We start from the raw sequence: 13,437 nt of genomic DNA, 5'->3' as shown, positions 1-13,437 counted from the left end.
TGTCCGGGCCCCGTTGCGCAGAGGGCGCCGCTAAAGTCGCTGGACCCATGCACGCCTGCCCTTCCGAGACCACTGCCCTTCGGCCGTCCCCCTTCTGGCCCGGCCTCTGTCGCTGGCTGGCGATCACACTCTTCCTGGGCTGGACCGGCGGCTGCGCGAGCCTGCCGGCGAACACCGGCCGCACGCCTTCCGCGCACTTTGCCCAGGCCGACCAGACCAAGCTCGGGCAGTTGGTGCAGGCCCGACGCGCGCAAGCCGGCGCGCGAAGCGATTCCGCATTCTTTCTGCTGGACACGGTCGACAACGCGCTGTCCAGCCGGCTGGCGATGGCCGATGCGGCCCAGCGCAGCCTGGACCTGCAGTACTACGCGATCCACGCCGACGCCAGCACCGAGGTGATCCTGCAGCGCCTGCGCGAAGCAGCGCGGCGCGGCGTGCACGTGCGCATCCTGCTCGACGACTTCAACTCCGTCGGCGAAGACGCGCAGGTGCTGCGCCTCGCGTTCGAACCCAACGTGGAGATGCGCCTGTTCAATCCGCTCCCGGGATCACGCAGCAGCATGATCGGCCGGGTGGTCACGTCGCTGCACGACGTCGGCCGCATGCAGAAGCGCATGCACAACAAACTGTTCATCGCCGACAACGCGTGGGGCATCACCGGCGGCCGCAACCTGGGTGACCGCTACTTCGGCAGCGGTGACAAGCAGAACTTCGTGGACCTGGACGTGCTGGCCGCCGGCCGCATCGTGCAGGACATGTCGGCCAGCTTCGACCGCTTCTGGAACGACGAACTCTCCTATCCGGTCGAAACCCTGCTCGATCCCAAGGAACTGGAGTCCCTGCGCAAACCGCAGGCGCCCGCCTCCGCGACCGGCCCTGCGACCGGCACGCCGCAGCCGCCCGCGGTCGCCTTGCCCGTGACGGTTTCGCCAACGGTGCTGCCCTCCGTCACGCCCACCGCCGTGATCCAGGCCGAGCGTCCCCCGATGGACCTGCGCTCGGTCCCGCTCACCTGGGCACCTTCCACCTTGCTCGTGGACAAGCCCGGCAAGGTCGGTCCGGGCGACGACGAGGTCAACGCCGGCGAGACCGTGATCGACGGCCTGCTCAACCTCATGCAGCAGGCCCAGGGCGACGTGCTCATCATTTCTCCCTACTTCGTGCCGGGCGCCCGCATGATGGCCGTGTACGAGCAGTTGCGAAAACGCGGGGTGCGGATCCGCGTGCTCACCAACTCGCTCGCCTCCAACGACGCACCGGCCGCGCACGCGGGCTACGCGCGCTACCGTAACGCCTTGCTGGACATGGGTGTCGAGCTTTACGAGATGCGCTCCGACCCCGAAACCGCGGCGGCCCTGCTCGGCTCCAGTTCGCAGAACCAGAAGCAAACCGGCTGGTGGGGTAGCGGGCCCGGCGGTTCCAAGGGCAACAGCGGCTCGCGTGCCAGTCTGCATTCCAAGGCGGTGATCATCGACCAGCGCTATTCGGTGATCGGCTCCATGAACCTGGATCTGCGCTCCCAGTTGAAGAACAGCGAGGTCGGTCTCCTGATCCGCAGCACCGCCCTCGCGCAGCAGGCGACGCGCCAGGTCGAAGACACGCTGGCCTCGGCGGCATACCGCCTGGAAGGGCGCGATGGCAAGCTCCACTGGCGCGCACCCCAGGGCGCCAGCTTCCGGGACGAGACCGGCGAGCCAGGCGCAAGCACCAAGCTCAAGATGCTGGTGCGCGTGCTGGGCCGCTTCTCGCCCGACGAGATGCTGTAGCCGCGCGCGGCCTTACATCCGCTTCACCAGTTCCGTGTATTTCTTCCAGAAGGCCGCGTCCTGCGTGGTCGCGAAGTTGATGCGCATCAGCGTGCTCGGAGTGCGCTCGGCATGGAACAGCGCGCCGGGGGCCAGCAGGTAGCCTTCATCCAGCATGCGCTGCGCCAGCGCGTCCGTGTCGACACCGGTGTCCACCCACCCGAACAGGCCCGCGGGTTCCGCGGCGAATCGGCAGCCGGCATTCAGCGCCAGCTTCACGCTGCGGCTGCGCGCCGCGTCCAGCCGGGTGCGGATGCGCTCGGAGTGCCGGCGCAGCTGGCCCTGCTCGATGCACAGCGCAAGCGCCTTTTCCAGAAGCGCGGGCGTGGTCAGCGTTGCGAGCAACTTGGTGTCCAGCAACTGCTCGACCAGTGAAGGCGGCGCGGCGAGGAAGCCGATGCGCCAGTTCGGCGCCAGGATCTTGGCGAAGCCGCCGACGTAGATGGTGCGCTGCAGGCCGTCGAGCGCGGACAGCCGCGTGGCGTGCTGCGGCGCGATGTGACTGTACGTGTCGTCCTCCACCACGTGAAAGTCGTGCTGGTGCGCCAGTTGCAGAATCCGGTGTGCGCTCCCCGGTGACAGGCAATAGCTCGTGGGGTTGTGGAACACGCTCACGCTCACGTAGAGCTTGGGCTTGTGTACCGCGCAGTACTTCGCCATGACCTCCAGGTCGGGCCCGTCGGCCCGGCGCGGGACGGGCAGCAGATGCATGCCCAGCGCCGTCAGCCGCGCGAACTCCACGGCCCAGCCCGGCTCCTCCACCATCACCGGATCGCCCGGCCGCAGCAGCGTGCGGCTGATGATGTCCAGCGCATGCGTCGCGCCGACCGTCGTGATGATCTGGTCCGGCGTCGCCGGCACGTGGAGCCCGGTCAGCTTGTGCGCCAGTGCCCGCCGCAGTCCACCGTCGCCCAGCGGTTCGCCGTATTGCAGCGAGAAGGCGTGCAGCGCCTTCGTACTCGTGACCTTGCGCACGGCCGCCGGCATGAAAGTGGACTCCAGCCAGTCGGAGGGGAACACGCCCATCCCTGGCTGCGGCTTGTCGCTGATCTTGTGGAACATGCCGCGGATCAATGAGGTCGCGTTCACCGGTGCCGGCCCGCGGCGCGCGACGATCCAGTGGGCCGCGTTGAAGCCCGCCGGCAGCACCGGCGCTGCGTCCTCGCCGTTGACGGGGGCCGAGGTTTCGCGCACGAAGAAGCCTCGGTTCCTGCGCGCCTCCACCAGGCCCTGCGCCAGCAGCTGGTCATACGCGGCCACCACCGTGGACGGGCTCACGCCGTGCTGCGCCGCGCACTGGCGCACCGAGGGCAGCCGGGTGCCCGCGGCCAGCAGCCGGTTGCGGATGCGCTCGGAAAAACGGCCGGCAAGCTGCTCGGTGAGCGATTGGGAAGATGCCTTCATCAGCATGGGAGTCGTCCTGTGTACTGGCACCTGGGGCAGCACAGAAGCGCCGGTGATCTGGCGAACTGTACTGATGGTGTACTGGTTGCGGAGATTACATTGACCGGCATGCCCTCGCAATCCCCTGGCCCATGAGCAGCGCCGAAATCACCGCGCTGCTGCTGTTCTGTACGGCGATGAGCTTCTCGCCCGGACCGAACACCACGCTGTCCACCGCGCTTGCCGCGAACGGGGGCTTGCCCCGCGCGCTGCGCTTCTGCGTTGCCGTCCCAGCGGGCTGGACGCTGCTGATGGTCGGATGCGGCCTGGGCCTGGGCGCGCTCGTACTGGAAGTGCCGACGCTGCGCTGGGCCGTCAAGCTGCTCGGCGTGGCCTACATGCTGTGGCTCGCCTGGAAGCTGGCCGGCGCGCGCCGCCTGGTGGAAGTTGACGCGAGCCGCCTGCGCGTGGGCTTCTGGCAAGGCGTTGGGCTGCAGTTCCTCAACATCAAGGCTTGGATGCTGGCGCTGACGCTCACTGCCGGCTGGGTGGTGAATGGCGCCGGGCAGCCAGCGCCCAACCCGGGCGAACGCCTGGCCATCATCTGCGCGGTGATGGCGGTGTTCGCCTTTAGCAGCAACTTCAGCTACGCACTCGCCGGTTCCATGCTGCGCCAATGGCTGGCGCAGGGTCAACGGCTGCTGTGGTTCAACCGCCTGCTGGCGCTGGTGCTGGCGGCCACGGCCGCCTGGATGGTGACGGTATGAACGGGCCGGAGCGCAAGGGGCTGCTGCTGGGGCTGCTGGGCGTCGCGATCTTCGCGCTGACGCTGCCCATGACTCGCCTGGCCGTCGGCACGGCCGAAGCGCCCTTGATGTCGGGCGTGTTCGTCGCCCTCGGTCGCGCCTGTGTCGCCGCCGCACTGTCTGCCGTGTTCCTGCTGGCGACGCGCGCTCCGCTGCCGCGCCGGCAGGACTGGTGGCCGCTCGTGCTCACTTCCGCCGGCGTGGTGTTCGGCTTTCCGCTGTTCACGTCGATCGCCATGCGCCACGTCGAGGCGGTGCATGCCAGCGTCGTGGTCGGCGTGCTGCCGATGGCGACGGCGCTGGTGGGAGCGCTGCTGCACCGCCAGCGGCCCTCGGCCGGCTTCTGGCTTTGCGCGGCCCTGGGCAGCGGGTTGGTGGTGGGGTTCACCGTGCTCAAGTCCGGCGGCGCCGGCGGCATCCAGGCCGCGGACCTGCTGCTGCTGGCCGCCATGGCGTGCGCCGCGATCGGCTACGGCGAAGGCGCGCGCCTGTCCCAGCGCATGCGGGCCGAGCACGTGATCTGCTGGGCGCTGGTGATCGCCTCTCCCCTCACGCTGCCGCTGGCTTGGTGGACGCGCCCGGCCGCGGCGCTGCCGGCGAGCGCCTGGTGGGCCTTCGGCTATGTGGCCGTGTTCTCCATGTGGATCGGCTTCTTCGCCTGGTACCGCGGGCTCGCATTGGGCGGCACCGTGCGCGTCAGCCAGGTGCAGCTGGTCCAGCCCTTTCTCAGCATGCTGTTCGCGGTGCCGCTGCTCGGCGAGCACCTGGACCTGGTCACGCTCGCCTTCGGCGTGGCCGTAATCGCCACCGTGTTCGCGGGCCGCCGGATGCCCGTGCGCGCTGCCCCCAAGCCGGCTTTCTCCCCTGTCCTGGAGCCTCGATGAAACCCGATGACCTGCCGCCCACCACGGGCTGGACCCTGGCGCGACGCGCCGAACGCATGAACCCCTCCGTGATCCGCGAGATCCTGAAGGTCACGGAGCGTCCCGGGATCATCAGCTTCGCCGGTGGGCTGCCTTCGCCGCGCACCTTTCCGGTCGCGGCCTTCGCCGAAGCCTGCGAAAAGGTCCTGCGTGCCGACGGCCAGGGCGCCCTGCAATACGCCGCGAGCGAGGGTTACCGTCCGCTGCGTGAAGCCGTTGCCAGGCAACTTCCGTGGTCCGTGGACCCGGAGCAGGTGCTGATCACCACCGGCTCGCAGCAGGGTCTGGACCTGGTCGCCAAGGTGCTGATCGACAGCGGCAGCCGGGTGCTGGTGGAGACGCCGACCTACCTCGGCGCGCTGCAGGCCTTCGCGCCGATGGAACCGGAGGTGGTGGGCGTGGCGAGCGATGCCGAAGGCGTGGACCTGGCCGACCTCGCGGCCCGGCGGGCCGGCGCGCGCTTCTTCTATGTACTGCCCAACTTCCAGAACCCGACCGGCCGCACCATGAGCGAGGCGCGGCGCCAGGCACTGGTGCAGACCGCGCGCGAACTGGCGCTGCCGATCGTGGAGGACAACCCCTACGGCGACCTCTGGTTCGATGCGCCGCCGCCGGCGCCGCTCACCGCGCGCCACCGAGAGGGCAGCATCTACCTGGGCTCGTTCTCCAAGGTGCTGGCGCCGGGCCTGCGGCTCGGCTACCTGGTGGCGCCCCGGCACGTGCTGCCCAAGCTGCTGCAGGCCAAGCAGGCAGCCGACCTGCACAGTCCCGGCTTCAATCAGCGGATGGTGGCGGAGGTGATCCAGGACGGCTTCCTGGAACGTCACGTGCCGACGATCCGCGCGCTGTACCACGCGCAGCGCGACGCCATGCTCGCCGCGATGGACCGCGAGATGGCCGGGCTGGACGTGCAATGGAACATCCCCGACGGCGGCATGTTCCTCTGGGCGCGGCTGCCGGCAGGCATGGACGCGCTTGCGCTGTTGCCCAAGGCCGTGGAGCGGGGCGTGGCCTTCGTTCCGGGCGCGCCTTTCTATGCGGGCGATCCGGATGCGCGCACGCTGCGGCTGTCCTTCGTGACCTCGACCACCGAGCAGATCGCCTCCGGCATCGCGACGCTGGCCGCCACGATCCACGACAACCTGCCGGGCAAGCGATGCTGAAGATCTGGGGCCGCCTTTCCTCCATCAACGTGCGCAAGGTGTTGCTCGCCGCGCAGTGGCTGCAGGTGCCGTTCGAACGCGTCGACGCCGGCGCGAGCTTCGGCATCACCCGCACGCCCGAATACCTTGCACGCAACCCGAATGCGCTGGTCCCGACCGTCGAGGACGACGGCTTCGTGCTGTGGGAGTCCAACGTCGTGGTGCGCTATCTGTGTGCGAAGCACGCGGACGGCACGCTGTATCCGCGCGACCTGCGCGCGCGCTTCGACGCCGAGCGCTGGATGGACTGGCAGCAGACCACGTTCAACGGCGCCGGGCGCGAAGCCTTCATCCAGCTGATCCGCACACCGCAAGACCGCCGCAACGACCAGGCGATCGCGGCGTCGGTCGCGGCCACCGAGCCATTGCTGGCGCTCCTCGACGGGCTGCTCGCCCAACGCCCCTTCATCGCCGGCGAGCAGTTCACGATGGCCGACATCCCGCTGGCTTGCGAGATGCACCGCTGGTGGGGCCTGCCGCTGGAGCACCCCGCGCATCCGCACCTGCACCGCTGGTACGACGGCATCCGCCGGCATCCCGCCGCTCGCGGCGTTCTCGACCTTCCCCTGAGCTGACCATGGCGCAACGCCTCTTCAAGCAAGTCGACGTCTTCACCGCCACGGCCTATCGCGGCAACCCGGTCGCCGTAGTGCTGGATGGACAAGGCCTGTCCGGCGAGCAGATGCAGGAATTCACCAACTGGACCAACCTGTCCGAGGCGACCTTCGTGCTGACGCCGACGCAAGTCGGCGCCGACTACCGCCTGCGCATCTTCTGCCCGGGCCGCGAACTGCCGTTCGCGGGCCACCCGACGCTGGGAAGCTGCCATGCCTGGCTGGAGGCGGGCGGCAAGCCCCAGGGCGAGTACGTCGTGCAGGAGTGCGGCGTCGGACTGGTCAAGCTCAAGCGCGACGTCCAGCGACTGGCCTTCGCCGCGCCGCCCCTGCGCAAAAGTGGGCCGCTGCCGGAAGAGGACGTGGCGCTGATCGCCCGCGGACTCGGCATCGCGCGCGGCGACATCGTGGGACATGCCTGGTGCGACAACGGCCCGAATTGGCGCGGCGTCCTGCTGCGGAGCGCCAGCGAGGTGCTCGCGCTCAAGCCCGACGGCGCCATCCTGGCGGGCCTGGACGTCGGCGTGGTCGGTTCGCGCGGCAAGGTCGGCGTGGTCGGCTCGCGTGCCCCGGACGACGAATGCGCCTTCGAAGTGCGCGCCTTCTTTCCCGGCAACAACGGCATGGCCGAAGACCCGGTCACCGGCAGTCTCAACGCCGCGCTGGCGCAGTGGCTGATCGGCGCCGGACTCGCGCCGGAACAGTACGTCGCGAGCCAGGGCACTGCACTCGGCCGCGCCGGCCGCGTGCACGTGCAGCGCGATGCCGCGGGAGAGACGTGGATCGGCGGCGCGTCGGTCACGTGCATTTCCGGCAGCGTGGCGCTGTGACATGAGCGCGCGCATCGATCACCTGGTGGTGGCTGCAGCCGGCCTGGACGAGGGCGCCGCCTGGTGCGAGGCGACGCTCGGCACAGTCCCTGGCCCGGGCGGCGAACACCCGCTGATGGGCACGCACAACCGCGTGTCGCGCATCGCCACGGTGGACCACCCGCGCGCCTATCTCGAGATCATCGCCGTGCAGCCCGGACGCGCAGTGCAGCGCCCGCGCCGCTGGTTCGACCTCGATGCCGAGGCCGTGCGCGACGCGCTCGCGCGCAACGGTCCGCGTTTGCTGCATTTCGTCGCGAACGTGCCGGACCTGCGGCAGGCCCTTGCCGCATTGCGTGGCCTGCAGATCGATCGCGGCGAGGCAGTGGCGGCGTCACGCATGACGCCGCGCGGCCTGCTCGAGTGGCAGATGAGCATCCGCGAAGACGGGCAGCGGTTGTTCGACGGCACGCTGCCCACGCTGATCCAGTGGGGCGCGACCCACCCGGCCTCGGCAATGCCGGAGTCGGGCGTGACGCTGCACTCGCTGACCGCGAGCCACCCGGAAGCCGCCACGCTCCGTGCGGCCTACGAAGCCGTGGGCCTGCAAGGCGTGACGGCCAAGGAAGGCGCAGCGCGGCTGTGCGCCGTGCTCGATACGCCCCGTGGCCGGGTGAAGCTGGATTCGGCAGGCCTTTGACGCTGTGATCGGTGGGCCGGCGCTGCGCATGGCCCTCGTCGCCGCCCAAGTGAAGTCACGGCTGGGACCAAGTCCTCTTCCCGCGTTTGCCAGAATGGGTGCATGGGCACCCTTTATCTCGTCCGCCACGGCCAAGCGTCTTTCGGCGCCGACGACTACGACCACCTGAGCGACCTGGGCCGCAAGCAGAGCGTGCGGCTGGGGGAGTATTTCGCCGAGCGCGGCATCCACTTCGACGCGCTGATCGCCGGCACGTTGCGGCGCCACAAGCAGACGCTGGAAGGCATCCTGCAGGGCATGAACCGCGCGGGGGATCACCTGTCGTGGGAGGGATTGAACGAATACGACAGCGAGGCGGTGATCGCGACGGTGCATGCCGGGACGCTGCAGAAACCCACCTCGCCCGAGATGTACCGCCACCACTTCCGCCTGCTGCGCGACGGGCTGGGCCGCTGGATGGCGGGCACGGCGCAACCGCGCAACATGCCCAGCTATCCGGACTTCCGGGCCGGCGTGGCAGGCGCGCTGGACCACGTGCGCGCGAACCACTACGGGCAGACCGTGCTGATCGTGTCCAGCGGCGGGCCGATCTCCACGGCGGTCGGCCATGTGCTGTCGACGCCGCCGGAAGTCACCATCGACCTCAACATGCGCATCCGCAACACCGCGCTGACCGAGTTCGCCTTCACGCCCAAGCGCCACATGCTGGTGGGCTTCAACGCGATCCCGCACCTCGATGCGCCCGCGTACCGGGACTGGGTGAGCTACGCCTGAGCCGCCGCCGGGGGGCCGAAGCGCAGGCGCCAGCCGCGCCGGTGTCCGGGCAGCGGTACGTCCGGCTCGAAGCTGGCGCCGTGCAGCGCCGCCACCTTTTCCACCACCCGGTGTCCCAGACCCAGCCGCAGGGGCTGCACGGCAGACGGCGTGGCTTCGCCGGGACTGCCCGTGCGCAGCGGGCCGTCATCGCTCACCTGCAGGATGCCCGCGGAGGGATCGAGCTCCACTTCGACCTGCGTGCCCGGCGGCGTGTGCGCCAATGCGTTCTGCACCAGGTTGCGCAGCGCCAGTTCCAGCAGCACCGGATGGCCGGACAAGGGAAAGGGCCCGCTGCTGGACAGCCCCAGCTCGCGCCCGGCGGCGTGCGCGGCAGGGGCGAACTCCGACACCACGCGGCGCGCCAGCGCGTCCAGGTCCAGGGTCTCGGCCGCCTCGTCCAGTTCCGCCCGGCTGGTGCGCGCCAATGCGAGCAGGTGGGCCAGCACCTCGCCCGCGCGCAGCGCGTCCTCCTGCAGCCGCGCCAGCGCCTCCTGCTGCGCGGGCCCCGGCGGACTGTCCTGGATGCCGCGCGCCTGCAGGGCCATGGAAGCCAGCGGGGTCCGCAATTCGTGCGCGAACTCATTGGCCAGTGCGCGCTCGCGGGTGAGCGCGGCGTGGTAGCGGTCGACCAGGCGGTTGATGGCGTCCACGGTCGCCGCAAGCTCCTGGAAGCGCACCGGTGCAGCCACCTTCTGCGCGCGCTGCGTGTCGAGCGCGTGCACCTGGGCCGCCAGTGCGCGCAGCGGCCGCAGCCCGCGGTGGATGGCGAGGCCCAGCACCAGGGCGACCACCGGCAGCAGCCAGAGTCCGGGCTCGATCACCTGGCCGGCGATGTCGCTCGCAAGATCATCCCGCTCTTCTTCCGACAGCAGCACCATCAATTTGTGCTCGTGCTCGGCGTCCCAGTGGGAGAACGTCCGCCACGCCGCCGGCGGATTCCCCAGCGCCAGCGTGGCAAACCCTTCATCCGGCATGAAAGGGGGCGTCGGCGCATCGCCGGTGCGAGCGAGCACCCGGCCCTGCGTGTCCCAAAAGACCACCGACAGCGAACGCTGGTAATCGTGGGCCTTGAAGTCCCTGCCGTTGGGGGGCGCGGTGTGGCCGTTTCCGCGCAGGGCCTCGGGACCGAGCGGCAGCAGCAGCGAGCTGACGCCGGCCAGGTGGCCATCCGTGAGTTCGTCCGCCTCGTGCTCGCCGGTGGCGTAGCCGAAGAGGATGAAGGTGGCCCACACCAGCGTGAGCGCCGCCAGCGCCCAGGCGAGCAGGTGGCGAGTCAGGCTGGGACCCTGCGCGGCCTTCATGCGCCGGGCTCCGCCGGCATGTAGTAGCCGACGCCGCGCACCGTCCGCACCAGGGTGTCGCCGAGCTTGCGGCGCAGGCGGTGCACGTGCACCTCGATCGCATTGCTCTCCAGCGCACTGTCCCAGTTGTAGAGCTTGGCCTCGATCTGCCCGCGCGAAAGCACGTGCGGTCGCGCCTCGATCAGCGCCAGCAGCACCGAGAACTCGCGAGCCGACAACTCCACCGGCTCGCCCGCGCGCCGTACGGTGCGCGCGGCCGGGTCGATCTCCAGATCGCCGTAGCGGATCGTGGTTTCCGCGCGGCCCGCCAACCGGCGGGTCAAGGCGCGCATCCGCGCGGCGAGTTCGTCCGGGTCGAAAGGCTTGGTGAGGTAATCGTCCGCACCCAGGTCGAGGCCGGCAATGCGGGACGACACCTGGTCCCGGGCGGTCATGATCAGCACCGGCGTGGCCGGGTCCGGCAGCCGGCCGGCAGGTGCCTGGCGCAGCCGGCGCAACAAATCGGTCCCGTCGCCGTCGGCCAAGCCCAGGTCCAGCAGGACCACGTCGAAGGCTTCGGCTCCCAGCGCCCGCCAGGCGGGGGCGATGCCGGGCGTGCAGTCCACGGCGTGGCCTGCCCGGGACAGGTGGGCGGCCAGGCCCTCGGCGATTCCCTTGTCGTCTTCCACCACGAGCACGCGCATGCCGGGATTGTGCCGTTAAGGATCACTTAAGCCGCCAGCCCGAGCATTGCACCTAATGAAAAATAGCAGGAGGTCTGGTCTCACGGAGACCGGATGGTTCACCCTCGGCATTCTGGGGTTGGCCCTCGCCTGGGACGCGAGCGGCCTGGACCTGCCTTTCGCGCACCTGGCCGGCTCCGGCGAAGGCTTTCCATGGCGCGACCACTGGCTGCTCGCCGGGGTGGTCCACGAGGGCGGCCGGCGCCTGGCGTGGGCATTGGCGGTCGCGCTGTGCCTTTGCGTCTGGTGGCCGGTGCGGCCACTCACTCGCCTGGCTACCGCGGAAAGGCTGCAGCTCGCCGTCGCGACGCTGCTGGGCGCCCTGGCCGTTTCCATCCTGAAGCTCGGCAGCAAAACCAGCTGTCCCTGGGAACTCACCGACTTCGGGGGACTCGTTCACTATGCCTCCCACTGGAGCCTGCTGCCGGACGGCGGTGGCGGCCACTGCTTTCCGGCGGGCCATGCCTCTTCGGGTTTCAGCTTCGTCGCGGGCTATTTCGTGTTCCGCAAGACGGATCCCGTGATCGCGCGGCGCTGGCTGCTGGCGGCGTTGGTGGGCGGCGCGGTGCTGGGCCTGGCTCAGCAGTGGAGGGGGGCCCATTTCATGAGCCACACTTTGTGGAGTGCCGCCGTTTGCTGGATGATTGCCTGGCTGGTGCATGCCAACTGGCCACGCAGCCGAATCGGTGAAGGAATCTGAAGTGCAAGACCGTCCGCGACCGCGGATCCCCGCCGCCTACCTCGTCGGTGGCGCCAGCCTCTGGATGGCGGGTGCCGGCAATGCTCCGCTCTGGCGCAAACTGGAGAGCCTTGGGCTACTGGACTCGCAGGGCGGCTGGCTGCTCGCCTTCGCGCTGGCGGGCATGCTCGCCGCCGCGCTGTTCGCCCTGCTGAGCCTGGCCGCGTGGCGGCCGGTGCTCAAGCCCGCGATCATCGTTCTGCTGTTCGCGTCCGCCATCGGGGCGTATTTCATGTGGACCTTCCACGTGGTGATCGACAGCACCATGGCCACCAACACGTTGCAAACCGACTGGCACGAAGCCCTGGGGCTCCTGACGCCGCAGCTCGTGATCGTCGTTCTGCTGGGCGCGGCACTTCCTTCCTGGCTGGTGTGGCGGACATCGGTCGCGCACCGGCCCTGGAAGCAGCAGGCGGTGCGCAACGTCGCGGCAACGGGCGCCGGCGTCGCCCTGCTCGCAGCTCTCCTCCTGCTGAGCTTCCAGCCACTGGCCTCCGCGATGCGCAACCACAAGGAACTGCGCTACCTGCTCAATCCCCTGAACTCGCTGTACGCCGTGGGCCAGAGCGCCTTCGGCGGCACGCGGCTCAAGGCAGGCTTGCAGCCCGTCGGCCGCGATGCCCAACTGCTGGCCAGCGGCCAAGCCAAGCCGAGGATGCTCGTGCTGGTGCTGGGCGAGACCGGGCGCAGCGGCAACTTCGGCCTCAATGGGTACGGGCGCGACACCACGCCGGAGCTGGCGCAGCTCAAGGCAGTCAGCTTCCGCAATGCCTGGGCCTGCGGCACCAGCACCGCCGCGTCCGTACCGTGCATGTTCTCGCCACTGAGCCGGGAAGATTTCCTGGCGCGCCGGCAGGACACCGAATCGCTGGTCGACGTGCTGCAGCACGCCGGCCTCGCGGTGCTGTGGATCGACAACCAGCCCGGCGGCTGCAAGGGCGTGTGCGACCGTGTGCCGACGGTGAACACCTCGTCGCTGAAGGACGATGCGCTCTGCGCGAACGGTGAATGCCGGGACGAGATCCTGGTCAAGGGCCTGGACGAGCGCGTCGCGGCACTGCCCGAGGCCAAGCGCCGCAAGGGCGTCGTGCTCGTGATGCACCAGATGGGCAGCCACGGCCCGGCCTACTCGGAGCGCACCCCGCCGACCTTCAAGCGCTTCCTGCCCGAGTGCACCAGCAGGCAACTGCCGGACTGCAGCAGCGAGCAGCTGCGCAATGCCTACGACAACACCATCGCCTATACGGACCACGTGCTCGGCTCCACGGTCCGCTGGCTGCAACAGCGCCAGGACTACGACACGGCACTGCTCTACGTGTCCGACCACGGGGAGTCGCTGGGTGAGAACAACCTGTACCTGCACGGCCTGCCCTACGCTCTGGCGCCGGACGTGCAAAAACACATTCCCTGGATCACGTGGCTATCGCCCGGATTCGCGCAGCAGGCCGGCGTCAGCCCGCAATGCCTGCGCGGCCGCGTCGAGGAGCGCATCACGCACGACCACCTGTTCCACTCGGTCCTGGGCCTGATGCAGGTGGGCACCTCGGCCTACCAGCGCTCCCTGGACGCCTACTCGGGCTGCCCCGCGGCCTGATCCCCTGCCGGTAAACTGCCGGC

13 protein-coding genes are annotated in these 13,437 nt (G+C 69.7%); 10 read left to right on the top strand and 3 right to left on the bottom strand.

The window, feature by feature from the left end:
* The first annotated feature begins 47 nt into the window (after nt 1–47).
* A complete protein-coding gene (locus AC1DSA_RS15480; RefSeq protein ID WP_477890696.1) occupies nt 48–1,766 on the top strand; it encodes a phospholipase D-like domain-containing protein in 1,719 nt (572 codons plus the stop codon).
* Between the two features lie 12 nt (nt 1,767–1,778).
* On the opposite strand, the gene AC1DSA_RS15475 is transcribed toward AC1DSA_RS15480, so the two are convergent.
* On the bottom strand, nt 1,779–3,215 hold the full coding sequence (locus tag AC1DSA_RS15475) for an aminotransferase-like domain-containing protein (protein ID WP_477890694.1): 1,437 nt from the start codon (nt 3,213–3,215) through the stop codon (nt 1,779–1,781).
* A gap of 125 nt (nt 3,216–3,340) precedes the next feature.
* Here AC1DSA_RS15475 and AC1DSA_RS15470 point away from each other — a divergent pair, with 125 nt between their 5' ends.
* From AC1DSA_RS15470 to AC1DSA_RS15440, 7 genes are all read left to right on the top strand, one after another.
* Nucleotides 3,341–3,955, top strand: coding sequence for a LysE family translocator (locus AC1DSA_RS15470; RefSeq protein WP_477890692.1), 615 nt, complete (start codon nt 3,341–3,343; stop codon nt 3,953–3,955).
* Nucleotides 3,952–4,878, top strand: a complete 927-nt coding sequence (locus tag AC1DSA_RS15465) for a DMT family transporter (protein WP_477890690.1) — start codon at nt 3,952–3,954, stop codon at nt 4,876–4,878. Before AC1DSA_RS15470 ends, AC1DSA_RS15465 begins: the two co-directional genes overlap by 4 nt.
* The gene (locus AC1DSA_RS15460; RefSeq protein ID WP_477890688.1) at nt 4,875–6,080 is read left to right on the top strand and encodes an aminotransferase-like domain-containing protein; all 1,206 of its coding nucleotides are present in this window, start codon (nt 4,875–4,877) and stop codon (nt 6,078–6,080) included. Before AC1DSA_RS15465 ends, AC1DSA_RS15460 begins: the two co-directional genes overlap by 4 nt.
* Nucleotides 6,074–6,694 carry a glutathione S-transferase family protein gene (locus AC1DSA_RS15455; RefSeq protein WP_477890686.1) on the top strand — a complete coding sequence of 207 codons (621 nt, stop codon included), beginning with the start codon at nt 6,074–6,076 and terminating at the stop codon, nt 6,692–6,694. The genes AC1DSA_RS15460 and AC1DSA_RS15455 overlap by 7 nt, the downstream gene beginning before the upstream one ends.
* A gap of 2 nt (nt 6,695–6,696) precedes the next feature.
* Nucleotides 6,697–7,563: a PhzF family phenazine biosynthesis protein gene (locus AC1DSA_RS15450; protein WP_477890684.1), complete on the top strand. Its 867-nt coding sequence runs from the start codon at nt 6,697–6,699 to the stop codon at nt 7,561–7,563.
* Nucleotide 7,564: 1 nt separating this feature from the next.
* Nucleotides 7,565–8,242, top strand: a complete 678-nt coding sequence (locus tag AC1DSA_RS15445; protein ID WP_477890682.1) for a VOC family protein — start codon at nt 7,565–7,567, stop codon at nt 8,240–8,242.
* A 102-nt stretch (nt 8,243–8,344) separates the two neighbouring features.
* Nucleotides 8,345–9,016, top strand: coding sequence for a histidine phosphatase family protein (locus tag AC1DSA_RS15440; RefSeq protein ID WP_477890680.1), 672 nt, complete (start codon nt 8,345–8,347; stop codon nt 9,014–9,016).
* On the opposite strand, the gene AC1DSA_RS15435 is transcribed toward AC1DSA_RS15440, so the two are convergent.
* Together AC1DSA_RS15435 and AC1DSA_RS15430 are read right to left on the bottom strand one after the other, a co-directional pair.
* Entirely contained in the window at nt 9,007–10,359 is a 1,353-nt protein-coding gene (locus AC1DSA_RS15435; protein WP_477890678.1) for a histidine kinase dimerization/phospho-acceptor domain-containing protein, read from the bottom strand. The genes AC1DSA_RS15440 and AC1DSA_RS15435 overlap by 10 nt on opposite strands.
* Complete coding sequence (locus AC1DSA_RS15430) at nt 10,356–11,042, bottom strand: response regulator transcription factor (protein WP_477890676.1); 687 nt, start codon at nt 11,040–11,042, stop codon at nt 10,356–10,358. Before AC1DSA_RS15430 ends, AC1DSA_RS15435 begins: the two co-directional genes overlap by 4 nt.
* 118 nt (nt 11,043–11,160) lie before the next feature.
* Here AC1DSA_RS15430 and AC1DSA_RS15425 point away from each other — a divergent pair, with 118 nt between their 5' ends.
* Both AC1DSA_RS15425 and AC1DSA_RS15420 read left to right on the top strand, forming a co-directional pair.
* Entirely contained in the window at nt 11,161–11,781 is a 621-nt protein-coding gene (locus AC1DSA_RS15425) for a phosphatase PAP2 family protein (RefSeq protein ID WP_477890674.1), read from the top strand.
* A 1-nt stretch (nt 11,782) separates the two neighbouring features.
* On the top strand, nt 11,783–13,414 hold the full coding sequence (locus AC1DSA_RS15420) for a phosphoethanolamine transferase (protein ID WP_477890672.1): 1,632 nt from the start codon (nt 11,783–11,785) through the stop codon (nt 13,412–13,414).
* The last annotated feature ends 23 nt before the right edge of the window (nt 13,415–13,437 follow it).

The organism is Ramlibacter sp. P4_H7, from assembly GCF_056400765.1.
Note: the sequence above shows the minus strand (reverse complement) of the source record. Positions and strands in the feature narration are given on the sequence as shown.

Bases quoted from the DNA above. Each gene is read 5' to 3' on its own strand.
- AC1DSA_RS15480 (WP_477890696.1), top strand. From the start codon at position 48: ATGCACGCCTGCCCTTCCGAGACCACTGCCCTTCGGCCGTCCCCCTTC.
- AC1DSA_RS15475 (WP_477890694.1), bottom strand. From the start codon at position 3,215: ATGCTGATGAAGGCATCTTCCCAATCGCTCACCGAGCAGCTTGCCGGC.
- AC1DSA_RS15470 (WP_477890692.1), top strand. From the start codon at position 3,341: ATGAGCAGCGCCGAAATCACCGCGCTGCTGCTGTTCTGTACGGCGATG.
- AC1DSA_RS15465 (WP_477890690.1), top strand. From the start codon at position 3,952: ATGAACGGGCCGGAGCGCAAGGGGCTGCTGCTGGGGCTGCTGGGCGTC.
- AC1DSA_RS15460 (WP_477890688.1), top strand. From the start codon at position 4,875: ATGAAACCCGATGACCTGCCGCCCACCACGGGCTGGACCCTGGCGCGA.
- AC1DSA_RS15455 (WP_477890686.1), top strand. From the start codon at position 6,074: ATGCTGAAGATCTGGGGCCGCCTTTCCTCCATCAACGTGCGCAAGGTG.
- AC1DSA_RS15450 (WP_477890684.1), top strand. From the start codon at position 6,697: ATGGCGCAACGCCTCTTCAAGCAAGTCGACGTCTTCACCGCCACGGCC.
- AC1DSA_RS15445 (WP_477890682.1), top strand. From the start codon at position 7,565: ATGAGCGCGCGCATCGATCACCTGGTGGTGGCTGCAGCCGGCCTGGAC.
- AC1DSA_RS15440 (WP_477890680.1), top strand. From the start codon at position 8,345: ATGGGCACCCTTTATCTCGTCCGCCACGGCCAAGCGTCTTTCGGCGCC.
- AC1DSA_RS15435 (WP_477890678.1), bottom strand. From the start codon at position 10,359: ATGAAGGCCGCGCAGGGTCCCAGCCTGACTCGCCACCTGCTCGCCTGG.
- AC1DSA_RS15430 (WP_477890676.1), bottom strand. From the start codon at position 11,042: ATGCGCGTGCTCGTGGTGGAAGACGACAAGGGAATCGCCGAGGGCCTG.